The 25,355-nt window shown below is 69.8% G+C and carries 19 protein-coding genes and 1 pseudogene; 14 read left to right on the top strand and 6 right to left on the bottom strand.

The features are described 5' to 3' along the window. The first annotated feature begins 9 nt into the window (after nucleotides 1–9). Together rarD and AC1VNH_RS14485 are read left to right on the top strand one after the other, a co-directional pair. Nucleotides 10–963 carry an EamA family transporter RarD gene (rarD, locus tag AC1VNH_RS14480; protein ID WP_483112204.1) on the top strand — a complete coding sequence of 318 codons (954 nt, stop codon included), beginning with the start codon at nucleotides 10–12 and terminating at the stop codon, nucleotides 961–963. Nucleotides 964–1,122: 159 nt separating this feature from the next. Then, complete coding sequence (locus AC1VNH_RS14485; RefSeq protein WP_243226848.1) at nucleotides 1,123–2,436, top strand: ABC transporter substrate-binding protein; 1,314 nt, start codon at nucleotides 1,123–1,125, stop codon at nucleotides 2,434–2,436. 685 nt (nucleotides 2,437–3,121) lie between these two features. On the opposite strand, the pseudogene AC1VNH_RS14490 reads toward AC1VNH_RS14485, so the two are convergent. The 4 genes and pseudogenes from AC1VNH_RS14490 to AC1VNH_RS14505 form a co-directional block, all read right to left on the bottom strand. Beyond that, a pseudogene (locus tag AC1VNH_RS14490) lies at nucleotides 3,122–3,871 on the bottom strand (ABC transporter ATP-binding protein); the annotation flags it as partial. Next, nucleotides 3,868–4,878 (bottom strand): ABC transporter ATP-binding protein, encoded by a 1,011-nt coding sequence (locus tag AC1VNH_RS14495; protein WP_483112205.1) that lies wholly within the window; start codon nucleotides 4,876–4,878, stop codon nucleotides 3,868–3,870. The gene AC1VNH_RS14495 and the pseudogene AC1VNH_RS14490, both read right to left, overlap by 4 nt. Then, a complete protein-coding gene (locus tag AC1VNH_RS14500; protein WP_483112206.1) occupies nucleotides 4,871–5,854 on the bottom strand; it encodes a branched-chain amino acid ABC transporter permease in 984 nt (327 codons plus the stop codon). Before AC1VNH_RS14500 ends, AC1VNH_RS14495 begins: the two co-directional genes overlap by 8 nt. Before the next feature lie 3 nt (nucleotides 5,855–5,857). Then, a complete protein-coding gene (locus AC1VNH_RS14505) occupies nucleotides 5,858–7,222 on the bottom strand; it encodes a branched-chain amino acid ABC transporter permease (RefSeq protein WP_483112208.1) in 1,365 nt (454 codons plus the stop codon). A 396-nt stretch (nucleotides 7,223–7,618) separates the two neighbouring features. Here AC1VNH_RS14505 and guaB point away from each other — a divergent pair, with 396 nt between their 5' ends. Together guaB and AC1VNH_RS14515 are read left to right on the top strand one after the other, a co-directional pair. Next, on the top strand, nucleotides 7,619–9,121 hold the full coding sequence (gene guaB, locus AC1VNH_RS14510) for an IMP dehydrogenase (RefSeq protein WP_483112209.1): 1,503 nt from the start codon (nucleotides 7,619–7,621) through the stop codon (nucleotides 9,119–9,121). A gap of 70 nt (nucleotides 9,122–9,191) precedes the next feature. Next, nucleotides 9,192–9,857: a TMEM175 family protein gene (locus AC1VNH_RS14515; RefSeq protein ID WP_483112210.1), complete on the top strand. Its 666-nt coding sequence runs from the start codon at nucleotides 9,192–9,194 to the stop codon at nucleotides 9,855–9,857. Between the two features lie 84 nt (nucleotides 9,858–9,941). On the opposite strand, the gene AC1VNH_RS14520 is transcribed toward AC1VNH_RS14515, so the two are convergent. Then, nucleotides 9,942–11,378: a DHA2 family efflux MFS transporter permease subunit gene (locus tag AC1VNH_RS14520; protein WP_483112212.1), complete on the bottom strand. Its 1,437-nt coding sequence runs from the start codon at nucleotides 11,376–11,378 to the stop codon at nucleotides 9,942–9,944. An 80-nt stretch (nucleotides 11,379–11,458) separates the two neighbouring features. Here AC1VNH_RS14520 and AC1VNH_RS14525 point away from each other — a divergent pair, with 80 nt between their 5' ends. From AC1VNH_RS14525 to AC1VNH_RS14550, 6 genes are all read left to right on the top strand, one after another. After that, the gene (locus AC1VNH_RS14525; protein ID WP_483112213.1) at nucleotides 11,459–12,070 is read left to right on the top strand and encodes a TetR/AcrR family transcriptional regulator; all 612 of its coding nucleotides are present in this window, start codon (nucleotides 11,459–11,461) and stop codon (nucleotides 12,068–12,070) included. Nucleotides 12,071–12,104: 34 nt separating this feature from the next. Further along, on the top strand, nucleotides 12,105–13,220 hold the full coding sequence (locus AC1VNH_RS14530; RefSeq protein ID WP_243227289.1) for a GuaB3 family IMP dehydrogenase-related protein: 1,116 nt from the start codon (nucleotides 12,105–12,107) through the stop codon (nucleotides 13,218–13,220). 75 nt (nucleotides 13,221–13,295) lie between these two features. Next, nucleotides 13,296–14,057 carry an SURF1 family protein gene (locus AC1VNH_RS14535; RefSeq protein ID WP_483112214.1) on the top strand — a complete coding sequence of 254 codons (762 nt, stop codon included), beginning with the start codon at nucleotides 13,296–13,298 and terminating at the stop codon, nucleotides 14,055–14,057. Nucleotides 14,058–14,106: 49 nt separating this feature from the next. Next, on the top strand, nucleotides 14,107–14,601 hold the full coding sequence (locus AC1VNH_RS14540; RefSeq protein WP_483112216.1) for a DUF3817 domain-containing protein: 495 nt from the start codon (nucleotides 14,107–14,109) through the stop codon (nucleotides 14,599–14,601). Further along, on the top strand, nucleotides 14,598–16,178 hold the full coding sequence (gene guaA, locus AC1VNH_RS14545; RefSeq protein ID WP_483112217.1) for a glutamine-hydrolyzing GMP synthase: 1,581 nt from the start codon (nucleotides 14,598–14,600) through the stop codon (nucleotides 16,176–16,178). Before AC1VNH_RS14540 ends, guaA begins: the two co-directional genes overlap by 4 nt. Before the next feature lie 127 nt (nucleotides 16,179–16,305). Further along, on the top strand, nucleotides 16,306–17,670 hold the full coding sequence (locus tag AC1VNH_RS14550) for a glycosyltransferase (protein ID WP_483112218.1): 1,365 nt from the start codon (nucleotides 16,306–16,308) through the stop codon (nucleotides 17,668–17,670). Between the two features lie 338 nt (nucleotides 17,671–18,008). On the opposite strand, the gene AC1VNH_RS14555 is transcribed toward AC1VNH_RS14550, so the two are convergent. Then, a complete protein-coding gene (locus AC1VNH_RS14555; protein WP_344229704.1) occupies nucleotides 18,009–18,920 on the bottom strand; it encodes a Bax inhibitor-1/YccA family protein in 912 nt (303 codons plus the stop codon). A gap of 167 nt (nucleotides 18,921–19,087) precedes the next feature. Here AC1VNH_RS14555 and AC1VNH_RS14560 point away from each other — a divergent pair, with 167 nt between their 5' ends. The 4 genes from AC1VNH_RS14560 to AC1VNH_RS14575 all read left to right on the top strand — a co-directional run bounded on the left by AC1VNH_RS14560 (nucleotide 19,088) and on the right by AC1VNH_RS14575 (nucleotide 25,345). Then, entirely contained in the window at nucleotides 19,088–20,074 is a 987-nt protein-coding gene (locus AC1VNH_RS14560) for a glycerophosphodiester phosphodiesterase family protein (protein ID WP_483112219.1), read from the top strand. Between the two features lie 41 nt (nucleotides 20,075–20,115). After that, entirely contained in the window at nucleotides 20,116–21,063 is a 948-nt protein-coding gene (locus tag AC1VNH_RS14565; RefSeq protein ID WP_483112220.1) for an ABC transporter ATP-binding protein, read from the top strand. Continuing rightward, nucleotides 21,060–22,103 carry an ABC transporter permease gene (locus tag AC1VNH_RS14570; RefSeq protein WP_483112221.1) on the top strand — a complete coding sequence of 348 codons (1,044 nt, stop codon included), beginning with the start codon at nucleotides 21,060–21,062 and terminating at the stop codon, nucleotides 22,101–22,103. Before AC1VNH_RS14565 ends, AC1VNH_RS14570 begins: the two co-directional genes overlap by 4 nt. Before the next feature lie 119 nt (nucleotides 22,104–22,222). Then, nucleotides 22,223–25,345: a lamin tail domain-containing protein gene (locus AC1VNH_RS14575; RefSeq protein WP_483112223.1), complete on the top strand. Its 3,123-nt coding sequence runs from the start codon at nucleotides 22,223–22,225 to the stop codon at nucleotides 25,343–25,345. Nucleotides 25,346–25,355: the final 10 nt, after the last annotated feature.

The raw sequence follows: 25,355 nt of genomic DNA on the forward strand, positions 1-25,355 counted from the left end.
GCTGGATCGGTGAACCCACGCACTTCCCCCGAGCAGGGCCTCGCCGGCGGCCTGTACGCCTTCTCCGCCTATCTCCTGTGGGGCGTGCTGCCGCTGTACTTCCTGCTGCTGGCGCCGGTGGGAGCCTTCGAGATCGTCGCGTGGCGCATCCTGCTGTCGCTGGTCTTCTGCGCGCTCCTGATCGCGGTGACGCGTTCGTGGCGGCGCCTCGCCGCCATCCTTCGCCAGGGTCGACTCGTCGCTCTCACCGTGATCGCCGGCATCCTGATCTACGTCAACTGGCAGACCTATCTCATCGGCACCCTGAGCGGTCACGTCATCGAGACGAGCCTCGGCTACTTCATCAATCCGATCGTCACGGTCCTGCTGGGCGTGCTGGTGCTGCGCGAGCGACTGCGCCCGACCCAGTGGGTGGCGATCGGGCTCGCCACCGCCGCGGTCGTGGTGATCGTGGTCGGCTACGGCGCCATGCCCTGGATCGCCCTCATCCTCGCGTTCTCGTTCGGCTTCTACGGACTCGTGAAGAAGAAGATCGGTCCGTCCGTGGATGCGGTCAGCGGGCTCACACTGGAATCGCTCTGGCTCACCCCTCTCGCCCTCGTGCAGCTCGTCGTGGTGGGTCTGACGACGGGGCTGGGTTTCGCCTCCGCCGGGGTCGGCACCACGGTGGCCCTGGCCCTGGCGGGCGTCGTGACGGCCGTCCCACTGCTGCTGTTCGCCGCGGGTGCGCGCCGGGCGCCCCTGACGCTGCTCGGCATCATCCAGTTCGTCGCTCCGGTTCTGCAGTTCCTCATCGGATGGTGGGTGCTCGGCGAGCCGATGACGGCCGGACGGTGGGCGGGGTTCGCGCTCGTGTGGGCCGCGCTCATCCTGTTGAGCGCGGATTCGATCATCGCCTCGCGCCGCGCGCGCAAGGACGCAGGATTGCAGAACGCTCCGTCCGACGTGGCCGAATTGACGTAATGCGTCGAAAAGCGGCGCGATTCATAACGATTTCGTCGCGAAAGGGTGCGGAGACTGTGCGCGACGCGCGCCTACAACACACTCGTAACAATGCGCGGCTAGCTTCTGGCGCAACGCGGCGTCCAGGTCGCGCATTGAAGAGTGAAAGGACGGAACCAGATGGTTCACTCCAAGAAGGCGTGGTTTGCCGCGACCGCCCTCGCGGGCGTCTCGGCGCTTGCGCTCGTCGGGTGTGCCGGCGGGGGCGAAGCAGCGCCCTCCGGCAGCTCAGACGCAGGTGGCGACTACACGGCGCAGAACTGCGCCGACGGCACCACGAGCGCTGACATCCTGAAGGTCGGCACCCTGCTGCCGACCACCGGAACCCTGGCGTTCCTCGGCCCGCCCGAGATCGCCGGTGTCGGCCTGGCTGTCGACGACATCGTCGCCGCGGGCGACGACGCATGTACGTTCTGGACCGACTCCGGTGACAGCAACGACATGACGGTCTCGTCCGCCTCGGCCGACGAGCTCATCAACGCGAAGGTCTCGATCGTGATCGGCGCCGCATCCTCCTCGGTGTCGCTGAACGTCGTCGACAAGCTCACCAAGAGCGCGAGCCCGATCGTGCAGATCTCGCCCGCGAACACGGCTGCTTCGCTCTCGGGCTACTCGCCCTTCTACTTCCGCACCGCTCCGCCGGACACGGTGCAGGGCTCCGCGCTGGGCCAGCTCATCACGAGCGACGGCAACGCGAACATCGCGTTCCTCGTCTTCAACGACGCGTACGGCACGGGCCTGCGCGACGTGATCGAGGAGACCGTCACCGGTGCGGGCGGATCGGTCACCTACGGCGCCAAGGGCGCGGGCCAGGAGTTCCCTCCCGGTCAGACCACCTTCTCGTCCGAGGTGACGGCGGCTCTGGCCACCAACCCCGACGCGATCGTGATCATCGCCTTCGACGAGACCAAGGCGATCATCCCCGAGCTCGTGTCGCAGGGCTGGGACATGTCCCGCACCTACTACACGGACGGCAACACGTCGGACTTCTCGAAGGACTTCGAGCCCGGAACGCTCGAGGGCGCTCAGGGCACGATCCCCGGTGCGAACCCCGCCGAGGACTTCAAGGAGCGTGCATCCGCGTGGCACGAGTCGGTCGAGGGTTCGGCCCTGGACGACTACTCCTACTCGGCTGAGTCGTACGACGCCGTCATCCTCTCGGCCCTCGCGGCCCTGAAGGGCGGCGCGACCGACCCCGCCACCATCCAGGCGAACCTGGCCGCTGTGTCGGGTGCGACGGGTGGCGAGGAGTGCTCCACGTACGCGGACTGCAAGGAGCTCATCGCCGGCGGCAAGGACATCCACTACACGGGTGTCGCAGGCACGGGACCGTTCAACGACAAGAACGACCCCTCGAGCGCCTTCATCGGCATCTACAAGTTCGACGGTGACAACAAGCCCGTCTGGCAGAGCGCTGTCGAGGGCAAGTCTTGATCTGACTGCTCACGCGCACGAACGCCCCCGGGTTCGCCCGGGGGCGTTCGTGCGTTCCGGGTCGGTGCGCGTGCGAGTGCCCCCGTCCCGTCCCCCCGCCCCGTCCCGTCCCCCTTCCGATCCGTCCCGTCCCCTTCCGATCCGTCCCGTCCCGTCGTTGCCCCGCCCTCCGAGCGGCGCGGCGCCTGTGTTCGGGGGACGCGTGTTGTTGCTCCGGGGGTGTTGAGGTCGCGTGTGGGGTCTCTCGAGCGTGTGGGGTGCGTGTTCGGGGGACGCGTGTTGTTGCTCCGGAGGCGTTGGGGTCGCGTTTCGGGTCCTTTGAACACGTGGGATGCGGGCCTGTAGCGGGGGACAGCCCCCCATGCAGGCGAGCACAGGGGCGACGCAGCGCCGGCGGGGGGCCAGGAGGCCGCGCGGGGCGCCAAAGGGGGAAGGGGGCGGATGCAGCCGCATCTGCCCCCTTCGGAGCGCTCAGGCGGCGTGTGGCGCCGCGCGGATCTCAGGCCTTGCCGGCGTCGGGCTCGACTCCCGGGTCCGACATGGGCTCCGCTCCCGGCGGGAGGTCTTCCGCCGCGGTGGCGCCCGCCGTCACCGACGTCGGCACCTGCTCGTCGGGGGTGACGATGCCCGCCGGAGCCGGCTCCGCCGTCGCGGAGGCGACCGGAGCGGCAGCGGATGCGGGGGCGGACTTGTCCGCATCCACGTCGGCTGCGAGCGTGCCGAGGTAGAGCTGGATGACCTTCGGGTCGTTGGCGAGCTCACGCCCCGTTCCCGTGTAGGCGTCGCGTCCCTGGTCGAGCACGTACGCGCGATCGCAGATCTGCAGGCAGCGGCGCGCGTTCTGCTCGACCATGATCACGCTCACGCCCGCCTTGTTGATGCGACGGGTGCGGATGAAGGTCTCATCCTGACGGACCGGTGACAGGCCCGCCGAAGGCTCGTCGAGCAGCAGCACGGACGGGTCCATCATGAGCGCACGCGCCATCGCGACGGACTGACGCTCACCGCCCGAGAGGGAACCGGCGCGCTGATCGCGACGGTCGGCGAGCACGGGGAAGATCTCGAGGATCTTGTCGAGCTGCTCCCGGAACTTGCGCGGCTTCTGGTAGATGCCCATCTGCAGGTTCTCCTCGATCGTGAGCGAGGGGAACACGTTGTTCGTCTGCGGTACGAAGCCCACGCCGGTGGAGACGAGCTTGTTGGGCTTCCAGCCGGTGATGTCGGTGCCCTTGAGCGTCACGGAGCCGCCGCGGATCGACACCTGGCCGAACACCGCCTTCAGGAACGTCGACTTGCCGGCGCCGTTCGGGCCGATGATGCCGATGAGCTCGCCCGGGTGGGCCACGATGTTCACGCCGTTGAGGATGTTGACCCCCGGCAGGTAGCCGGCGTGCAGGTCCTTCGCGACGAGGACCGGTTCGGTCGCGTTCGTCATGAACGGTGCTCCTTTCCGAGCGCCTCGTCGATCTGCCGCTCGGCGGCCGCGTCGGCGGCCTCCGCCTCGGCTTCGAGCTGTTGGATGACCGAGGTGTCGAGCAGCGAGTCGTCACCGAGGTCGGTGTCGTGGTGCGCGCCGAGGTACGCATCGACGACCGCCTGCTGGTTCATGACCTCGCCTGCCGGGCCCTCGGCGACGATGGCGCCCTGCGCCATCACAACGACCCAGTCGGAGATGTGGCGCACCATGTGCATGTCGTGCTCGACGAACAGCACGGTGGTGCCGTCGTCGCGCAGGGCCTGGATGTGGCCGAGCAGCGACTGCGTCAGGGCGGGGTTCACGCCGGCCATGGGCTCGTCCAGCATGATCATCTTCGGGTCGCTCATGAGCGCCCGCGCCATCTCGAGCAGCTTCTTCTGCCCGCCCGAGAGGGAGCCCGCGAGGTCCTCCCGCTTCTCGTACAGCTTGAAGCGCTGCAGCAGATCCATCGCCTTGTCGGTGATCTCCTTCTCCCGCTTGCGCCAGAGCGCGGGGATGAGGGCGACGGCCATGTTCTCACCGGGCTGGTCGCGCGCTCCGAGCAGCATGTTGTCGAGCACCGTCATGCGCGAGAGCGCCTTGGTGAGCTGGAAGGTGCGCACCATGCCGCTGCGGGCGACCTTGGATGCGGCCGTGCTGCCGAGCGTGCGCCCGTCGAACGACCATCGGGCCGCCTTGTCGGCGGGCGGGCCGCCGAAGGCGCGCTTCGCGCTCGTCGGCTTGTCGAAGCCGGTGATGAGGTTGAAGAAGGTCGTCTTCCCGGCGCCGTTGGGACCGATGAGGGCCGTGATGGCGCCGCGCTGGACCTCGAGGTGGTCGACGTCGACGGCGGTCATGCCGCCGAAGCGGCGGATGATGTTGTCGACGACGAGGATGGGGTCGGGCTTCGGCGCGCCGGGCGTCTGCGCGACGTGCGACAGGCTCTCCTGTGCGGCCGCCTGGGCCGCCGTGATCGGCTCAGACATTGAAGCTCAGCTCCTTCTTGCTGCCGAGGATGCCCTGTGGTCGGAAGATGACCAGGAGCATCAGCGCGATGCCGATCACGATCCACGAGAACTGATCGGTCTGCTGGGTGGACATGATCGAGTCGGGCACGACGATGTCGGTGATGCCCTGGATGAAGATGCGCACCGCGAAGAACAGGATCGAGCCCAGCACGGGTCCGAAGATGGTCGCGGCGCCGCCCAGCAGGAGCGCGGTCCAGATGAAGAACGTCGTCGAGCGTCCCAGCGCGTCCGGCTGGACGGAGGACGGGAGGACGTAGATGATGCCGGCGAACGCGCCGAGCACACCGCCGAGCACCAGCGCCTGCATCTTGTAGGAGTAGGCGCTCTTGCCGAGGCTGCGCACCGCATCCTCGTCCTCGCGGATGCCCTTGAGTACACGACCCCACGGGCTGCGCATGAGCAGCCACACCAGGACCAGGAAGACCGCCACGAGCGCCCAGGCCACGATGCGGATCCACCATCCGCTCACACCGTTGTTCTCATAGGTGAACCAGAGGATGGTGGTGGAGCCGTCCGGCAGGAACGACAGCTCGTTGAACGGATCACGGTAGGTCGCGCCGGGAAGACCGTTCGAGCCACCGGTGATGGGGCCCATGATCGAGGAGCGCCCGACCATGCGCACGATCTCGGCGGCCGAGATCGTGACGATCGCGAGGTAGTCTCCGCGCAGCTTCAGCGTGGGGACACCGAGGATGAGGCTGAAGACGACAACCGCGATGATCGCGATCAGCAGCGACGGCCAGAATCCCAGGCCCGCGCCGATCGACACGGCGAAGCCGTAGGCGCCGAGCAGCATGAAGCCCGCCTGGCCCATGTTGAGCAGACCCGTGTAGCCGAAGTGGATGTTGAGGCCGATCGCGGCGATGGCGAAGGCGGCCGTGGCCGGAGAGATGGCGCTTGCCGCCATCTGGGTGAGCAGGTTCAGGAATTCCATGTGTCAGCCCACCCGTTCCTTGCGACCGAACAGACCCTGCGGTCGCACCAGCAGCAGCAGGATCAGCAGCAGCAGGGCGGTCGCGTACTTGAAGTCGCCCGGCAGCCAGATGTTCGTCAGCTCGACCGTCATACCGATGATGAGGGCGCCGAAGAGGGCGCCGAAGGCGGTTCCGAGGCCGCCGAGGGTGACCGCGGAGAAGAGCAGGAGCAGCAGCTGCATGCCCGTCATCCAGTTGATGCCGTTGAGCACGAGACCGAGCAGGATGCCGGCGAGGCCCGCGAGCGCGGCGGATGCGGTCCAGATCAGGCGGATCACGCCGTCGACGTTGATGCCGGATGCGGCGGCGAGCGCCGGGTTGTCGCTCACGGCGCGGGTCGCGCGTCCGACGCGGGTCTTGACCAGGAAGAGGCCGACCGCGACGAGGACGACGACCGCGATGCCCATGGCGATCAGCGAGTCCTGACTGAGCGAGACCGGGCCGATCTGCACGGGCTTCGGGTTGGCCATGACGATGCGCACGGTCGATGCGCCGATGAAGAACTGGAACACGTACTGCAGCGCCAGCGACATTCCGATCGTGACGATCATGAGCTGCGTCAGCGACAGCCGCTTCTTGCGCAGCGGTTTCCAGATCGCGAGGTCCTGCGTATAGCCGAACGCCGCGCACAGGATGATGACGACGAGGCCGGCGAGCCAGATGTTCAGTCCCAGCAGGTTCGCGAAGACGAAGGCGAGGAGGCCGCCGAGGGTCACGAGCTCGCCGTGGGCGAAGTTCGAGATGCCGGTCGTGCCGTAGATCAGGGAGAGTCCGACGGCGGCGAGTGCCAGGAGCAGTCCGAGCCGCAGGCCGGATGCCGCCTGCTGGGCGAGGCGGTCCCAGTTGAATCCGGAGTCGGCCGTCGTGGTGCCGCCGCTCGTGGTTCCGCCGTCGCCGCTGCCGCCCGCCGATTCGAGCGAGAACAGCGCGGCGGTGTTCGCGCCGAGCGTCACGGTCCGCACCTGCGGCTCGTCGCTTCTCAGGGTGACGCCCTCGGGGAGCGTGTCGGCGTCGACCGTGACCGAGTACTCACCGGGCTGCTCGACGCTCAGCGACCACCGGCCGTCGTCGTCGGTCTCGGTGGAGACGGTGCCGCCGGGGCCTGTGGCGGAGACCACGACTCCCTTGCCGGCGTCGCGCAGCGTGCCGGTGAGACAGCCGACGGTGGCGCTGGGGGCGCAGACCTCGGTCTGCATCGCGCTCTCGTCGTCGGTGGCCTCGGCGTGGGCCGCGGTGGGGATAAAGGTCAGCAGCGCGACGATGAGCGCGGCGAAGAGGAGAAGTATCCCGGGTAGGGATCGTCTCTCGGTCGCAGTGGTGGAAACCACGGAACCTCCAGTCGGGGACACGCACCCAGGATGCGGTCGGCATCGGCAATGACGACGACGCTACGAGCGTATTGTGTCCGTCGTGTTTCAGCGAGGACACGCCCCGGCCACGATCGCCTCGTCGACGGATTCCGTCACCGGATGCCGTTCGAGCCTACGTAATCCGCAATCGGGCATCGCCCGCCCGCTCGCGCCTGTGGATACGCCGGAGCTCGCGGACGGGCGCGCGCGATAACGGATGCGGGAACAAAACGACAGCCGTGGCCGCTTACAATCGACAGACGACGGGAAACCCTCGCTCTGGCCGTGATCGGCAGGGGTTCGAGGCCTGCTCCCGCGTCTGACGTCTAAGGCGACCCGCCGCATCCGCGAGTGCCGGCGGGGGAGGAGAGCGCGATGGAAAACCACGACCCGTTCGGCTTCGTCGGACTGACCTATGACGACATCCTGCTGCTTCCCGGGCACACGGATGTCATCCCGAGCGAGGCCGACACGTCATCGCGCGTGACCCGCCGCATCACGGTGGCCACGCCGCTGATCTCGGCCGCGATGGACACCGTCACCGAGGCGCGCATGGCGATCGCGATCGCCCGGGAGGGCGGCCTCGGCATCCTGCACCGCAACGCCTCGATCGCGGACCAGGCCGCGATGGTCGACCGCGTCAAGCGCAGCGAGTCGGGCATGATCTCCGATCCGGTCACCACGACCCCCGACGCCACGGTCGAAGAGGTCGACGCCCTCTGCGCGCAGTACCGCATCTCGGGTCTGCCCGTCGTCGACGAGGAGGGGCACCTCGTCGGCATCATCACGAACCGCGACATGCGCTTCGTCTCCGGCTTCGAGCGCCGCACGACCTACGTGCGCGACGCGATGACGAGCGAGAACCTCATCACCGCACCGGTCGGCGTCAGCGCCGGCGACGTGATCGCGGCGTTCGCGAAGCACCGGGTCGAGAAGCTGCCCCTCATCGATGAGGAGGGCAAGCTCGCGGGCCTCATCACGATCAAGGACTTCGACAAGAGCGAGAAGTACCCGCTCGCCACGAAGGACGACCAGGGTCGCCTGCGCGTGGGCGCCGCCATCGGCTTCTTCGGCGATGCCTGGGAGCGCGCCGAGGCGCTGCGCGACGCCGGTGTCGACGTGCTCGTCGTCGACACCGCCAACGGGCAGTCGGCGGGCGTCATCGACATGGTGCGTCGCATCAAGGCCGACCCGTCCTTCGCGGACATCGACGTGATCGGCGGCAACGTGGCGACCCGCGAGGGTGCGCAGGCGCTCATCGACGCCGGCGTGGATGCGGTCAAGGTCGGGGTCGGGCCGGGCTCGATCTGCACGACCCGCATCGTCGCTGGTGTCGGCGTGCCGCAGGTGACGGCGATCTGGGAGGCGTTCCAGGCCGCTCGCGAGGCCGGTGTGCCGGTGATCGCGGACGGCGGCCTGCAGTACTCGGGCGACATCGCCAAGGCCCTCGTCGCCGGCGCCGACACCGTGATGTTGGGCTCGCTCCTCGCCGGCACCGACGAGTCGCCGGGCGAGATCGTCTTCCAGGGCGGCAAGCAGTTCAAGCTGTACCGCGGCATGGGCTCGCTGGGAGCGCTGCAGACGCGCGGCAAGAAGACCTCCTACTCCAAGGACCGCTACTTCCAGGCCGACGTGCCCAACGACGACAAGCTGATCCCCGAGGGGATCGAGGGCCAGGTCGCCTACCGCGGGCCGCTGTCCGCCGTGGCCTACCAGCTCGTGGGAGGCCTGCGGCAGTCGATGTTCTACGTCGGGGCGCGCACCGTCGAGGAGCTCAAGGCCAAGGGCCGCTTCGTGCGGATCACCCCGGCAGGGCTCAAGGAGTCGCACCCGCACGACGTGCAGATCGTGGTCGAAGCCCCCAACTACAAGCGCTGACCCGACGCGCTCGCGACGCCGCATCCCGTCGGGGTGCGGCGTTTCGCGTCCCGGGGCTACGCTGACGCTCGTGATCCGGCGACGTCAGCATCCCGAGGCCACCGTCTCGACGCGGCGACTCGAGGCCTACACCGACGGCGTGTTCGCGATCGCGGCGACGCTGCTGGTGCTGGATCTGACGGCGCGAACCTTCGACGGGGTGCGCTCCGACGCGGACCTCTGGGCGGCACTCGTGGGCATGTCGCAGCCGTTCTTCACGTTCTTCATCAGCTTCCTCATCCTGAGCCTGATGTGGCGGGCGCACGTCGAGCAGTTCGAGCACATCTCCCGCATCGACACCCTCGGCACGTGGATCAACTCGGCGCGGCTGTTCTTCATCGTGCTCGTGCCCTTCACCTCCACGATCAACAACGAGTTCGCCGACCTGGTGCTCGGGCGCATGCTCCTGCCGATCAACTTCCTGCTGGCGATCGGATGCAGCTGGGCACAGTGGGCATGGGCCGTGCGCACCCACGATCGGTCGATGCCCGACTTCCCGCTCTCCGAGGCTCGCATCCAGGGCGGCGGAGCGCTCAGCGCCCTCATCATCTCCGCGGGTGTCGTCGCCCTCAGCCCGCTGGCCGGCTCGCTCGCCTTCCTGCTGTTCCTCGTCGACGGGCCGCTGACCCGCCTGCTCTCGCGACCGCGCGCGACGGCGACGCCCGACGCGCCGTCACCGGACGTGTCAGCCGGCTAGCGGCGCGACCGAACTCCTGCAGCAACGCCTGATTCCCGGGGCCGAAAGCCGGAAGGGCGCGTTTTGCAGGAGTTCGGTCCGCGTTCAGGCGCCGACGCCGACCTCCTCGGGAGCGGGAGCGGGAGCGGGAGCGGGGGCGGTGCCTGCGCGCGCCGACCGGCCGGCCGGCAGCCACAGTGCCGCGACGGCGGCGATGACCAGCACAGCGGCCCCGACGTAGACGGCGGGCCTCGCCGCATCCACGTAGGAGTCGGGGAGGAGCTGACCGCCCGCGCCCACGAAGATCGCGGTCATGACGGCGGTTCCGAGCGCGACGCCGATCTCACGTAGGGTCGAGTTCACCCCGGACGCCTTCGCGTGGTCGACGAGCCCGAGGGTGGCCAGCAAGGCCGTCGCGGACGGGGCGAAGACGAGTCCCATGCCGATTCCTGCGAGCAGGAACGGTGCGATGAGCGAGGGGTAGTCGAGCGTGGTCGAGAGCATGGTGGCGATCCACGCGAGAGCCACGGCCTGGAAGGCGAGCCCGGCGACCATGAGCGCCCGTGTGCCGATACGCCCCGAGAACACTCCCGCGAGCGGCGCGACGAACATCGGAGCGATGGTCCAGGGTGTCGTCTGCAACGCGGCGTCGAGCGGAGAGGCGCCCTGCACGACCTGCAGGTACTGGATGAGGAGGAAGACCGCGCCGAAGGTGCCGAAGCTGAACGCGAAGCCCACGACGTTCGTGAGCGCGAACGAGCGGTCCCGATAGAGCCGGAGGGGCATGAGGGGAGCCTTCGCGCGCCACTGCCAGACGACGAAGAACGCGATGAGAACAGCGGCCACGGCGATCTCGCCGACGACGGATGCGGAGCCCCATCCGTCGTCGTTGCCGCGGACGATCGCGTGCACGAGGGCGAGCACGCCCACGCCCGACATGAGCGTGCCGAGCACGTCGATCCGGGCGCGCTCGCCGCGGTCGTTGCCGAGGGCGAACAGGGCGAGCGGGATCGCGACGATGGCCACCGGCACGTTCAGCCAGAAGATGGCCTGCCAGTTCCAGCCCTCCATGACGGCGCCGCCCACCAGCGGCCCCACGGCGACGCCGAGGCCGGAGACCCCGCCCCAGATGCCGATGGCGAGCGGTCGTCGCTGCACGGACACTGCGCCCGAGAGCAGGGCCAGGGAGAGGGGGAGCACGCCCGCGCCGCCGAAGCCCTGGACGGCTCTGGCGACGATGAGCTGTGTCGGATCCGTGCTGAGAGCGGCGAGCACCGACCCGATCCCGAAGATCGCGATGCCGACGAGGAAGACCGACCGTCGGCCGAGCCGGTCGCCGAGGGCTGCGGCGAGCAGGATCGTCGAGGCGAACGCGAGGGTGTAGGCGTTGACGAACCACTGCAGCTGCTCGACGGTCGCGCCGAGCTCGGTGTGGAGGACCGGCAACGCATTGGTCATGACGAGGTTGTCGAGCGTCGCCATGAACATCGGGAGCGATGTCGCGGCGACGACGAGGGCGAAGGGGCGTGACGGCGTCGACATGGGAGGATCGTCCTTTCGAGTTGTAATCGAATGATTACCAAGCTGAGCCGACTGTAGTTATCGACTGATAACATGTCAACATGGCTTCCGAAACAGCGACGTCAAAGAAGCGGTTGGGCTCGGATGAGCGCCGAGCGCTCATCCTCACGGCGGCGATCGCCGTGTTCGGCGCCAAGGGCTATGTCGGCACGACGACGGACGACATCGCGCGCGCGGCCGGTGTCTCCCAGCCCTATGTCGTGCGGCTGTTCGGCACGAAGGAACAGCTGTTCCTCGCCGCGCTGGACGAGACGCTCCGGCTGTTGTTCGAGGCCTTCGCGCGCGCGGCCGGGCCTGGCCTGGACGACGAGATCGAAGCCCGCATGGGGCACGAGTACATCGGCCTGCTCAGCGTGCGGGGTCTGCATCAGACCCTGTCGCACGCATTCCTGCTCGGCTCCCATCCGGTCATCGGCCCGCGGGCACGCGACGGTTTCGCGCGTGTGTGGGCGTATCTGCGCGATCTGGGCTTCCCCGCCGAACGGGCGCAGGCGTTTCTGGCGCAGGGGATGATGCTGAACACGATGATCGGTCTGCGTCTGGCCGACGCGGCCGAGGTCGACCCGCGGATCACCGACCTGTTCTCGGCGTGCTTCCCCACGGAGAAGGCCACCGTGCTCGCCCTCGCCCCGCGCGTGGACGAGCCGTGGTGACTCTCGATCCGGCGGCTAGGCTGGAGGGGTGAGCATGGACATCGAGATCGGCCGCGCGAAGCGGGCCCGCCGCGCATTCACCTTCGACGACATCGCGGTGGTCCCCTCGCGTCGCACGCGCAACCCCGAGGACGTCTCGACCTCGTGGACGATCGACGCCTTCTCCTTCGACATCCCGGTGCTCGGCGCTCCTATGGACTCGGTGGTGAGCCCCCGCACCGCGATCATGCTCGGTCAGCTCGGTGGACTGGGCGTGCTCGACCTCGAGGGTCTGTGGACGCGCTACGACGACCCGGACCCGCTGCTGGCCGAGATCGCGACGCTCTCCTCCGTCGACGCGACCAGGCGGATGCAGGAACTGTACGCCGAGCCCATCAAGCCCGAGCTCGTGCGCGATCGTCTCGCGGAGATCCGTGCCGCGGGAGTGACGGTGGCCGGCTCCCTGACGCCGCAGCGCACGCAGGATCTCTACGAGACCGTCGTCGCCGCCGGCGTCGACCTCTTCGTCATCCGCGGCACGACCGTCTCGGCCGAGCACGTCTCGTCCGTGGACCAGCCGCTGAACCTCAAGAAGTTCATCTACGACCTCGACGTCCCGGTCATCGTCGGAGGAGCGGCCACATACACCGCGGCGCTGCACCTCATGCGCACGGGCGCGGCCGGCGTGCTGGTCGGGTTCGGTGGGGGAGCGGCCTCGACCACGCGCGCGACGCTCGGCATCCACGCGCCGATGGCCACGGCGGTCTCCGACGTCGCCGGCGCGCGCCGCGACTACCTGGACGAGTCCGGCGGCCGCTACGTGCACGTGATCGCCGACGGCGGCGTGGGCACGTCGGGCGACATCGTCAAGGCGCTCGCGATGGGCGCCGACGCCGTCATGCTCGGCGTCGCGCTCGCGCGGGCGACCGATGCGCCGGGCCAGGGCTTCCACTGGGGGCCCGAGGCCCACCACCCGAAGCTCCCGCGCGGCAACCGCGTGAAGGTCGACCAGGTGGCCTCGCTCGAAGAGGTGCTGTACGGGCCGGCTCCGGTCGCCGACGGCACCGCGAACCTCATCGGGGCCCTCCGCAAGTCGATGGCCACCACCGGGTACTCCGACCTCAAGGAGTTCCAGCGCGTCGAGGTCGTCGTCGCCCCCTACGGGCGCTGAGCTCGGCCGTTCCCTCGTGACTTCCCCCGCATCCGACGACCTTCCCGAGGTCTTCCCCCGACCCTGCGCGAGGTCATGCTGCGCGGTCGGTGGATCGCGATGCTGTTGCTGTGCCTGGCCGTTGCGGCGGTGTTCGCGTGGCTCGGCCAGTGGCAGCTCGCGCGAGCGATCGACACGGCGCCGCGCGAAGAGGGCGCGACCGAGCAGGTCATGCCGATCGCCGATGTCGCGGTGCCGGGGGAGTACCTGACCGATCCGCTCATCGGTCAGCGTGTGGAGGTCAGCGGCACGTTCGTGCCGAGCGACTTCATCGTCGTCGCCTCCCGGTACAACGGCGGCGTGGAGGGGTACTGGGTCACCGCCCACCTGCGCGCGGTCGACCCGGATGCGTCGCTCGCGGTGGCCGTCGGCTGGGCGGCCACGAGAGACGACGCGGACGCGGCCGCCGACGCGCTGGCGAAGAGCACCGACCCGAACGAGGTCGTCACGCTCACCGGACGCATCGTCGCCGACGAGGGCCCTGTGCCGCCGCCCAAGAGCGATCCGTGGGAGATCACGCGGATGTCGCCCGCCGCGTTGCTGAGCCGCTGGCAGGACATCGGTGACACCGACGTCTACCGCCAGTTCGTCGTGGCGGACGACCCGATGGGCGGCCTGACCGACATCGATTCGCCCGCACCGGATGCGGGATCCTCCGTCAACTGGCTCAACATCTTCTACGCGGCCGAATGGGTGATCTTCGCCGGCTTCGCCTTCTACCTCTGGTACCGCCTCGCGAAGGACGCGTGGGAGAAGGAGCTCGAAGAGCTCGCCGACGCCCAGACCGTCGACGCCTGAGCGCCCGCGCGCCGGGCGACGCCCCCGCCGCACGACTAGACTGGGGTTCATGCCCGCCCCGAAACTCGCCACCTTCCCGGCGATCCGCAAGGCGCTGCGGTTCTACCAGATCTGCTCCGTGATCACCGGTGTCGGCCTGCTGCTGCTGGTGACCGAGATGATCCTGAAGTACACGCCCTCGCTCGCGGTCGAGCTGTTCCTGGGCGGATCGGGCGGATTCCTGTGGTTCGCGCCCGTGGTGCCGGGCCCCGACGGAACCTTGAAGTCTCTGGGGGACTCGAGCGGTGGCATCAACCTCTCGCTCGGCATCCTGATCGTGCACGGCTGGTTCTACGTCGTCTATCTCATCGCCTGCTTCCGCGTCTGGAGCCTCATGCGGTGGCCGCTGTGGCGTCTGCTGCTGCTGGCCGCGGGCGGCGTCGTGCCCTTCCTCTCCTTCGTCATGGAGGCGATCGTCGCCCGTGACGTCAAGCGCTACCTCGCGGCCCGTGAGGCCGCCGAGGCCCCTCCCGCATCCGCCGACGCGACAGAGAGCAGCCGTTGACCGAGCAGACCGATACCTCCCAGCGCCCCGTCCTGGTCGTCGACTTCGGCGCCCAGTACGCGCAGTTGATCGCCCGTCGCGTGCGCGAAGCCGGCGTCTACAGCGAGATCGTGCCGCACACCGCATCCGCGGCCGACATCGCGGCGAAGAACCCGGTGGGCATCATCCTCTCCGGCGGCCCCTCCTCGGTGTACGAGGACGGCGCGCCCGCGCTCGACACGGAGGTCTTCGACCTCGGTGTGCCGACCCTCGGCATCTGCTACGGCTTCCAGGTCATGGCGCAGGCGCTCGGCGGCGAGGTCGCGAACACTGGGCTGCGCGAGTACGGCGCCACCGACGCGACGATCGTGACCGAGGGCACGCTGCTCGAGGGCACCCCGGCCGAGCAGAACGTGTGGATGAGCCACGGCGACCAGGTCTCCCGCGCCCCCGAGGGTTTCGACGTGCTCGCGCGCACCGCGGCGACGCCGGTCGCGGCCTTCGCCAACGACACGCGTCGTTTCTACGGCGTGCAGTGGCACCCCGAGGTGAAGCACTCCGACTACGGCCAGACCGTGCTCGAGAACTTCCTCCACAAGGCCGCGGGCCTGGGCGCCGATTGGAACAGCGGCAACGTCATCGCCGAGCAGGTCGAGAAGATCCGCGCGCAGGTCGGCGGGGGCCGCGTCATCTCGGCGCTGTCCGGCGGCGTCGACTCCGCCGTGTCGACGGCGCTCGTGCACAAGGCCGTGGGTGACAAGCTCACGGCGATCTTCGTCGACCACGGGCTGCTGCGTAAGGGCGAGCGGGAGCAGGTCGAGAACGACTACGTCGCCTCGACGGGCGTGCGTCTGATCACCATCGATGCGCGCGAGCAGTTCCTCTCCGCGCTCGAGGGCGTGAGCGACCCCGAGCAGAAGCGGAAGATCATCGGACGCGAGTTCATCCGTGCCTTCGAGGCCGCGGAGCGCAATCTCGTTGCCGAGGCGGCCGCTGACGGCGAGCCCATCCGCTTCCTCGTGCAGGGCACGCTCTACCCCGACGTGGTCGAGTCGGGCGGCGGCGCGGGCACGGCGAACATCAAGAGCCACCACAACGTGGGCGGCCTGCCGGAAGACCTGCAGTTCGAGCTCATCGAGCCGCTGCGCACCCTCTTCAAGGACGAGGTGCGCCAGATCGGTCGCGATCTCGGACTTCCGGAGGCGATCGTGGCACGCCAGCCCTTTCCGGGCCCCGGCCTCGGCATCCGCATCGTGGGTGAGGTCACCGCTGACCGCCTCGAGATTCTGCGGGACGCCGACGCCATCGCGCGTGCGGAGCTGACCAAGGCGGGCCTCGACGGCGAGATCTGGCAGTGCCCGGTCGTGCTGCTCGCGGACGTGCGCTCGGTCGGCGTGCAGGGCGATGGACGCACCTACGGGCATCCGATCGTGCTGCGCCCCGTCTCCAGCGAGGACGCCATGACCGCGGACTGGACCCGTCTCCCGTACGACGTCCTGTCGAAGATCTCTAACCGGATCACGAACGAGGTGCGCGACGTGAACCGCGTGGTTCTCGACGTCACGTCGAAGCCCCCGGGGACCATCGAGTGGGAGTGAGCTCGGGGGACACCGAGCTCAGGGGTGTCCCTTCTCCGGCAAGAGCGGGGACCCCTGCACCCCGATTGCCCGAGAAGGGACACCCCTTCGCTCTCCGTTCAGGGGCGTGGAGAGAGATGATCGCCTCGTGAGCGATGCGCTCGACGGGCGCACCCTCGAGCGGGAGACGCTCGAGGGCGTGACGGCGCTCGTGCTCACGTCGCGGCTCATCCCGGGAGTCGACGGCGGCTACACGGTCGCGACGCTCCAGCGCGCGCGCCTGCTCGCCGACGCAGGGGCCCGGGTTCGCCTGCTGAGCGTCGACCCCGGCGCTCCGGGCGACCACGCCGCACACCGCGCGGCCTTCGTCGCCGCCGGCGCCGCCGCATCCGTCGACGCGTTCCGCAACCTCTTCGACGACGCCGCGGCCGATCCTCGTTGGCTGATCGCCGCCGCGACGCCGGGTGTGGCCACGCCCGGTACTGCGTACCGCGAGATCCCGGATGCAGCGGGCCGGCCTCTGCTCGCGCTGCCGGTGATCTCCGGCGACCCCGACTGGCACCTGACGAAGGCCGCAGTCGTCGTGCACGCACCGGATGGTGATCGTGTCCTGCCCGGATTCGGCGGCCTGTACCGCGCCTGGCTCGATCACGTCGTCGCCGCTCTCGCGCAGCCGGTCGTGCTCTTCTGCGAGTCGCGGCAGCTCGGCGAGCTGCTCGCTACGGACCCGCCGCGCGGGGTGAGGATCGTGCACACGATCCACACCACGCACCTCTCGGCGCCCTATGCGCCGGACGCGCCGGTCAACGACCTCTGGCGCCGATGGTTCGCCGTCGCCGACCGCTTCGATGCCGTCGTGTGGCCGACCGCGCAGCAGCGCGCCGACGCCGAGCGGCGGTTCGGCGCGCATCCGGGATCGACGGTGCTGCCGAACGCTGCGCCCGTCGCCGTCGACGAGCCGGCACCGATCGACCCGCGCCGCGTCGTGATGCTCGGGCGGCTCGCACCGGGCAAGCGCGTCGATCACGCGATCCGTGCGTGGAGCCGCGTGGTGGCCGTCGTGCCCGACGCGCGGCTCGAGATCTGGGGAGACGGTGCGCTGCGCGACGATCTGCAGCGCCTGATCGATGAGCGCGGGCTCTCCGCATCCGTCACGCTCGAAGGACGCAGCGATGCAGGTCCGGCGCTCTTCGACGGCGCGGCGCTCATGGTGCAGACGACGGCGTTCGAGGGGCAGGGACTCGCGGCGCTCGAAGCCATGAGTCGTGGCGTTCCGGTGGTGTCGTACGACGTGCGGTACGGGCCCCGCGACCAGCTCGGCACCGGCGGCGGCGTTCTCGTGCCGGACGGCGACGAGGACGCGTTCGCGGATGCGGTCATCGAGCTGCTGCACGATGCCGCGCGCCGCGAGCGCGCGGCGCGGCTCGCACTCCAGCGCGCTGCCGACTTCGCGCCCTCCCGCATCCGCGACGGCCTCATCGCCCTCGTGCGCCGCATCCTCGCCCCCCGCTGAGCCGCCCAGGACACTCGCCGGAGCCGCCCAGGGGGCGCGCTGAGCCGCCCAGGGACGCCTCAGGCGAGTGCCGTGTGCGTGGCGGCGTTGGCTCGGGCAGCGGTCCGTGGCCGGTGGCCCGGTCGCGCCACCCGCTCGCCTGTCATAGATCGATGCGGGAGACGCGATCTCTGACAGGCGAACCGGGTTGTCAGCCGCTCGCCTGTCGCAGATCGACGCGGGAGACGCGATCTGTGACAGGGGAAGGTGTCGGGAGGGGCGGGAGGGGGAGAGGGGGACTCCCGACCCGCAACGACGAAGGGCCGCCCCGAGGGGCGGCCCTTCGAAGCGCAGCAGCGCTAGTTGTTGCCTCGGAGGATCGCGATCATCCGCAGGATCTCGAGGTACAGCCAGACGACGGTCACCATGATGCCGAAGCCGCCCATCCAGGCGAACTGGCGGGGAGCGCCGTTGCGCACGCCCTGCTGGATCGAGTCGAAGTCGAGCACCAGCGAGTAGGCGGCGAGGATCACGACGAACACACCCAGGATCAGGCCGAGCGGGACGCCGAAGACCTCCTGGCTGCGCAGGCCGAACATCTGGCCGGCGGGGAAGACGCCGAAGAGCATCAGCACGACGTTCAGCAGGCTGAACACCAGGTAGCCGACCATCGCGATGAGGAAGATCTTCGTGGCGCGCTTGGAGGCGCGGATCTTGCCGCTCGCGAAGAGGGCCAGGGTCACGCCGACGACGGCGACAGTCGCGAGCGTCGCCTGGATGACGATGCCGGCCCACTGCACCTCGAAGAACGCCGAGATGCTGCCGACGAAGATGCCCTCGAACGCGGCGTACGCGAAGATGAGCGCGGGGCGCACCTTCTTGCGCGACGTGAAGATGATCACGAGCGAGAGCACGAAGCCGACGAGCGCGCCGAGGATCATCGGTGCGACGACGAGGGTCGTGGCCTCACGCGGCAGCAGCGTGCCGCCCAGGGTGACGAACCAACCGGCGACGGCGCCGATCAGGAGCACGGCGAACAGGGCCGCCGTCTTGTGGACGGTGTCCTCGACCGTCATGCGGCCGGTGTCGGCGGCGCCTGCCGGCGGGGCGGCGAATGCACCCTCGAGGCCGGCCTGCTGACCGGGCGTCACCGTCGACGCGGGGGGCGGGGTCAGACCGATCCCCGCCGCGTTGGAGCCACCGGGGTAGCTCTTCACGGCTCGCGGGTCCTGGAATGCAGGGTTGTTGAACGCGGGGTTGGACGAAGCCATCGGCAGGGTCACACTCCAGTGTCAGGTGGCGGCACGGTGCCGCACGACCCACGATATCCCAGTGTTTCCGCGGGTGGGGAGGGTATCGCTGTGAGTGAACTTTGAGCCGGGCACGAGCGCGCCGGTGTCGGCAGACGAGGCGAGCGGATGCGGTTAGCCTGGGCGCGATGCCTCCTCTCGTGATCGGTCACCGTGGTGCACCCGGCTATCTGCCCGAGCACACCCGTTCGTCCTATGAACTCGCCATCGCCCAGGGGGTCGACGCGCTCGAGCCGGACGTGGTCGCGACGCGGGACGGCGTGCTGGTGATCCGCCACGAGAACGAGATCTCCGACACCACCGACGTCGCCGATCGAGCCGAGTTCGCCCACCTGAAGCGCACGAAGCAGTTCGCGGGCCACTCGATGACCGGTTGGTTCACCGAGGACTTCACGTGGGACGAGCTGTCCACCCTGCGCTGCCGGGAGCGACTGCCCCGCATCCGAACCCAGAGCGCGACGCACGACGATACGGAGCCGATCCTGCGACTGGTCGATCTGCTCGAGATCATCGGCGCCGCATCCCGCCCGATCGGTCTCGTGCTCGAGATCAAGCACGCCGCCTACTTCCAAGCGATCGGACTCGATCTCGTTCCGCTGCTCGAAGCCGACCTGAAGCAGGCGGGGTGGCTGGATGCGGGCTCACCCCTGACCTTCGAGTCCTTCGAGCCGACGGTGCTCACGACGTTGCGCGAACGAGGTGTGCCCGGCACCTACATCCATCTCATCGAGGCCGAGGGCTCACCCGTCGACCTGCTGGTCTCCCTCGGCGCGGACGCGCCGACCTACCGCGACATCGTCTCGCCGCGAGGACTCGACGCGCTCGTCGGCAGGTTCGACGGCATCAGCCTCGACAAGAAGCTGATTCTCGTGCCCAATACCCTGGGTCGCATCACACGTCCTGCGCCGGTGGTCGCGGAGGCGCAGCAGCGCGGCCTCCTGGTCTTCACCTGGACCGCCCGACCGGAGAACCGATTCTTGTCGCGGCAGTTCCGCCTCGGCAGCGAACCGGCGCGTTTCGGCGACTACGAGGGCGAGTGGGAGTTGCTGCGCCAAGCGGGGCTGGACGGGGTCTTCGTCGATCACGCTGATCTCGGAGTCGCCTTCTTTCGCTGACTTGCGTGCGTGCGGCACAGCCCGCCCCCTAGTGTCGGAACATGACCTCGACCGGCATCGTCGCGAGCGACGTCACCCGTTCCTTCGGCGCGGTGCAGGCGGTGAGAGGTGCGACGTTCGTCGCTGAGCCGGGACGCGTGACCGGGCTCGTCGGGCCCAACGGCGCCGGCAAGACCACGCTGCTGCTCATGCTCGCCTCGCTGCTGCGCCCCGATTCCGGCGCGATCAGCATCCACGGCATCGATCCCATCGAGGATCCTGCCGCGGCGCGCAGCGTCCTCGGCTGGATGCCGGACGCCCTCGGGGCGTGGGGTGCACTGACGGCGCGGGAGACGCTCGTCATGACCGGGCGGCTCTACGGGATGACGAAGACGGATGCGGCCGGGCGCGCCGACGCGCTCCTGGACCATGTCGGACTCGGGCCGCTCGCGGGCTCGCCGGCGCGGGTGCTCTCACGCGGACAGAAACAGCGGCTGGGGCTGGCTCGTGCCCTCGTGCACGACCCGCAGGTGCTGCTCCTGGACGAGCCGGCATCCGGCCTCGATCCGCAGGCGCGCATCGACCTGCGCCGACTGCTGCGCGGTTTCGCCGCGGCAGGGCGCACCGTCCTCGTCTCCAGCCACGTGCTCGCCGAACTCGAGGAACTGGTCGACGACGCTGTCTTCCTTCGCGACGGCATCTCCGTCTCCGCACCGAGCGCATCGGCGGCGGTGCGCCCCTGGCGCCTGCGCGTCTGGGGTGAGCCGCCGACGCCCGTCGCATTCGCCGCGGCACTCGGTCGCCGCCCACAGGACGTCGGCCGGGATCGGGAGGCGTTCGTCCTCGGCTTCGCCGGCGAGGAGGACGCCGCCCAGGGGCTTCGGGCGATCCTGGATGCGGGCATCGCCGTGACCGAGTTCGCCCCGGCCGTCGGCCGTCTCGAGCAGGCCTTCATGGATCTCTCCGATCCGGCGAGTGCTCGCCCCGCATCCGAGGAGGAGGGCGCATGAACGCGTCGAGACTGTGGACGATCACCGTCCTGGAGCTGACCCAGCGCGTCCGCTCGGTGGCCTGGTACGTGCTGCTCGGCGTCTTCGCCGTCATCCTGCTGGGCGTGACGGTGCTCTCCTTCCTGGCCTTCGGGATGTGGTCGGGTAGCGAGGGGCCCGGAGGGGCGATCTACTCGGTCATCGTCTACATGGTGTTGCTCCTGGTGCTGCTGGTCGCGCCGACCGTGGCGGGCAACGCCGTGAACGGCGACCGGGAATCGGCGACCCTCGCGGCCGTCCAGGTGACGCGCGCCACGACGGCCGAGATCGTGTTCGGAAAGCTCCTCGCCGCGTGGATCACCGGTCTCGCATTCCTGGCCGTCGCCGTCCCGTTCCTGATCGCGGCGACGGTCGCCGGCGGTGTCGCACCGGTCTCGCTCATGGTCTCGTTGCTCGTGCTCATCCTGGAGATCGGCATCTTCGCCGCGATCGGCGTGGGGCTCAGCGCGTTGCTGGCTCGCCCCCTGTTCTCGGTCGCGTCGACCTACCTGGTCATGGCCGCCTTCGTGGTGGGCACGCTCATCGTGTTCGGTCTCGGCGGTATCGCCACCCGCACCGAGGTGACCCACTCGACGCGGTGGGGGATGGACTACGACACGAGCGGCGGGGTCGTCTCATGCAGTCCGTGGGAGACCTACACGACCGAGGTGCCGCGCTTCGACCGGGTGTGGTGGGCTCTCGCCGCCAACCCCTTCGTCGTGATCGCCGACGCCACCCCGACGGTCTACGACCGTAACGGCTATCCGCAGGACCTCTTCGGCCAGATCGCCTCGGCTGTGCGACTGGCGCAGATCGCGCCGGAGACCGAGGTGCGCACCGACGGATGCGAGAACCCGGAGCAGCCCTATCCGAGCACCGAGGAGCAGACGGCGGGACTCGCGCCCAGCTGGTTCGTCGGACTCGGCGTGCAGCTGGTGGTCGCCGGTCTGCTGTTCTGGGGTGGCTATCGCCGCACGCGGACGCCGGCGCGATCGCTACCCCCTGGCACACGCGTCGCCTGAGCGGCGCGGGTGAGGGGCAAGTGGACACCCTGCGTTCACCGGCCCGTCGCCGACCGTGCGCCCGGGCGCCATCCGTTCTCGATGACCTGGGGTGACCCGCACCCTGCCCCAGGAGAGCCATGTCCCGCCTGTCCCCGCCCCTCGCCGTCGCCGCGGTCTGCGCGCTTGCCGCGACCGCCCTGATCGCCGCGCCGTCCGCCGCCCTCGCAGCTGACGCCGGCATCCGCATCAACGAGGTCGAGTCCGACGGCGGAACGCCGGGCGACTGGATCGAGTTCTTCAACGCCGGCTCGACGGCCGTCCAGCTCGACGGCTGGAGTGTGAAGGACAACAAGGACGAGAACGTCTGGGTGATCGCGGCGGGGACGAGCCTCGCGCCCGGCGGCTTCCTCGTGATCGACGAGCTCAAGGGAGGTGCCGGCCAGTTCGACTTCGGACTCGGAAAGGACGACGCCGTGCGTCTGTTCGACGCGACGGGCGCTCTCGTCGACGAACGCGCATGGACGAGCCACGCGCCCACCACCTACGGTGTCCTCTCGTCGGGCTGGGGCGTCACGGCGCAGCCGACGAAGGGCGCCGCCAACGACGTCGAGGTGCCGGTGACCCCCGGCTCTGTGCGACTGAGCGAGGTGGACTCGTCGCCCGCCGACTGGGTGGAGCTCATCAACCCCGGGGAGGCGGCCCTCGACATCTCGGGGTATGAGCTGCGTGACAACTCCGATGATCACAGCTGGCGTTTCGCGCCCGGAACCGTGATCGCGGCCGGACAATTCGTCGTGGTGGATGCGGACACCGTCGGTGTGGTGGGCGGCGTCGCCGCGGCCTTCGCCGCAGCGATCGGGATCGGCAGCACCGACGAGATCCGGCTGTTCGACCCCGCCGGCTCACTCATCGACCGCACCGGGGCCTGGCAGGGACACGCGGCGCTGAACGGCTCGGAGGCGGATGCGACCCTCGCCCGCTGCGCCGGCGGTGATGCCGACTTCGTGCTCGCGCACCCGACCCGAGGCGCGGCCAACTCCTGCGTCATGCCGGGTGTGGCCATCAACGAGATCGAGTCGAACGGTGACGCGACCGACTGGGTCGAGGTCATCAACCACGCGCAGACGCCGGTCGACATCTCGGGCTGGAGCGTCATGGACAACGACCCCGTGGGCCACGCCGGTGAGGCGACGCCGCTGCCGGCGGGGACGGTGCTCGCCGCGGGCGCACGGTTCGTCTTCGACGGCGGCCGTGACTTCGTCTTCGGACTCGGCAACGGCGACACGGTGACGCTGCGGGACGCGGCCGGGCTCACCGTCGACGAGCACGTCTACGCCGCGCACGCGGACGGTGTGCTCGCCCGCTGCCCCGAGGCCACTGGGGACTTCATCGACGTCGCGACCTCCACGAAGGGCCTGCCCAACGCGTGCGGCAACCCCGTGCGCATCAACGAGGTCGAGTCGGACGGCGGCGCACCCGACGACTGGATCGAGCTCGTCAACCCGACGGGCGCGACGCTCGACGTGAGCGGGATCGTCGTGAAGGACGACGATGACGCGCACGTCTACGCTCTGCCCGGAGGGAGCACGATCGCCGCGGGCGGCTATCTCGTGATCGACCGCGATCAGCTCGGCTTCGGCCTGGGCAGCGGCGACCGGGTGCGCCTGTTCGACGGCGCAGCGCTCATCGACGAGACGAGCTGGGGAGCGGGGCACGCCGCGACGACCTGGGGACGCTGCCCCGATGCGACGGGTGCCTTCGCGACCACATCCGAGGCCACGAAGGGTGCGGCGAACCTCTGCCCGGGTGCGCTCCCTGTCGGGGCATGGCCCGGCTCCGCCGAGGTCCGCGTGCTGGATGCCGAACCGACCTTCCTGGAGGACAGCTCCGGCCTGGACGTCCAGGACACTCCGGACGGCGCGTATCTCTGGGCCGTCGACAACGGCACCGGCACGTTCTGGAAGCTCGCGATCGCGGCCGACGGCACCACGTCGTTCGCGCCCGGCTGGGACCGCGGCAAGCGGGCGCGATTCATCGCGGACGCGGGCTCGCCCGAGAAGGCAGGCCCCGATGCCGAGGGCATCACGGTCGACGGGTCGGGGCGGGTCTTCCTCGCCTCCGAGCGCGACAACGCCGCCAAGGGCGTGAACCGCAACACGATCCTCGAGGTCGATCCGGCCTCTCCCGGGCCGGATGTGGTCGCGACCGCGCAGTGGGAACTGAACGACGTGGTGCCGGGCCTGGCCGCCGTGGCCGCGAACGTCGGGCTCGAGGCCGTGGAGTGGGTGTCGGACGAGGATCTCGTGGGTGCGCTGGTCGGCACGACAGGTGCCGCCTACGACCCCGCTCTCTACCCGGGCCACGGCGACGGGCTCTTCTTCGTGGCGGTCGAGGACACCGGGCTCGTGCACGCACTCGCGCTGCTGCCCGGCGGCGAAGCCCGCCTCGTGGCGACGATCAACCCCGGCCTGCCCGGTGTCATGGCGCTCGACTACGACACCGTGCTCGGCGCGCTGTGGGCCGTCTGCGACAACGGATGCGGCGGCACCGCCGCGCAGATCACGCTCAACGGGACCGCGTCGCCGCAGGTGGCGCACGTGGCTCGGCCGGCCGGCATGCCCGACCTGAACAACGAGGGCTTCGCGACCGCCCCGGCATCGCTCACCGTAGGCGGTATGCGTCCGGCGTACTGGTTCGCCGACGGATTCGCCGCCGAGGCGCTGCGCATGGGTTCGCTCCCGGGCGGTACCGAACCGACCGAGCCGGGCAATCCGGGGACCGAGCCGGGCGGCCCGGGCACGCAGCCGGGTCTGCCGGGAACGGGTGGCGGCTCGCCGAGCGTCGGCGTCACGCCTCTCCCCGGTGGCGCGCTCTCGCCCGCCAACCGTGGCGGCGTGAGCGCCCCGGAGCGCGTCGAGCGCGGCGCGATGGTGACCGTGTCGGTGGGCACTCAGCATGCGGGCGCTGCGGTCGAGGTCTGGCTGTACTCCACGCCGCAGCGGATCGCCGCGGGCACGGTGGATGCGGCGGGCGCCGTGCGTGCGCGCATCCCCGCCGACGCGCCGCTGGGCGATCACCGGATCGTCGTGTACGCCGCAGACGGGACGCTCATCGGCTGGGCTCCCGTGCGCGTCGTGGCCGAGAACACGCTCGCCGTCACCGGAACCGAGATGCCGTACGGCGCGCTCGCCGCCGGGATGCTGCTCACCCTGCTGGGTGCGGGAGCGGTTCTGGCGCGCCCCCGTCGCCGCGTGAGCTGAGTCTCGGCAC

Source organism: Microbacterium sp. KU4F (assembly GCF_056868075.1).

What these genes read in the sequence shown, in the direction of transcription:
- AC1VNH_RS14485 (WP_243226848.1), top strand. Translation starts at nt 1,123, where the DNA reads ATGGTTCACTCCAAGAAGGCGTGGTTTGCCGCGACCGCCCTCGCGGGC.
- AC1VNH_RS14495 (WP_483112205.1), bottom strand. Translation starts at nt 4,878, where the DNA reads ATGTCTGAGCCGATCACGGCGGCCCAGGCGGCCGCACAGGAGAGCCTG.
- AC1VNH_RS14500 (WP_483112206.1), bottom strand. Translation starts at nt 5,854, where the DNA reads ATGGAATTCCTGAACCTGCTCACCCAGATGGCGGCAAGCGCCATCTCT.
- guaB (WP_483112209.1), top strand. Translation starts at nt 7,619, where the DNA reads ATGGAAAACCACGACCCGTTCGGCTTCGTCGGACTGACCTATGACGAC.
- AC1VNH_RS14520 (WP_483112212.1), bottom strand. Translation starts at nt 11,378, where the DNA reads ATGTCGACGCCGTCACGCCCCTTCGCCCTCGTCGTCGCCGCGACATCG.
- AC1VNH_RS14525 (WP_483112213.1), top strand. Translation starts at nt 11,459, where the DNA reads ATGGCTTCCGAAACAGCGACGTCAAAGAAGCGGTTGGGCTCGGATGAG.
- AC1VNH_RS14530 (WP_243227289.1), top strand. Translation starts at nt 12,105, where the DNA reads ATGGACATCGAGATCGGCCGCGCGAAGCGGGCCCGCCGCGCATTCACC.
- AC1VNH_RS14535 (WP_483112214.1), top strand. Translation starts at nt 13,296, where the DNA reads ATGCTGCGCGGTCGGTGGATCGCGATGCTGTTGCTGTGCCTGGCCGTT.
- AC1VNH_RS14540 (WP_483112216.1), top strand. Translation starts at nt 14,107, where the DNA reads ATGCCCGCCCCGAAACTCGCCACCTTCCCGGCGATCCGCAAGGCGCTG.
- AC1VNH_RS14555 (WP_344229704.1), bottom strand. Translation starts at nt 18,920, where the DNA reads ATGGCTTCGTCCAACCCCGCGTTCAACAACCCTGCATTCCAGGACCCG.
- AC1VNH_RS14560 (WP_483112219.1), top strand. Translation starts at nt 19,088, where the DNA reads ATGCCTCCTCTCGTGATCGGTCACCGTGGTGCACCCGGCTATCTGCCC.
- AC1VNH_RS14565 (WP_483112220.1), top strand. Translation starts at nt 20,116, where the DNA reads ATGACCTCGACCGGCATCGTCGCGAGCGACGTCACCCGTTCCTTCGGC.
- AC1VNH_RS14570 (WP_483112221.1), top strand. Translation starts at nt 21,060, where the DNA reads ATGAACGCGTCGAGACTGTGGACGATCACCGTCCTGGAGCTGACCCAG.
- AC1VNH_RS14575 (WP_483112223.1), top strand. Translation starts at nt 22,223, where the DNA reads ATGTCCCGCCTGTCCCCGCCCCTCGCCGTCGCCGCGGTCTGCGCGCTT.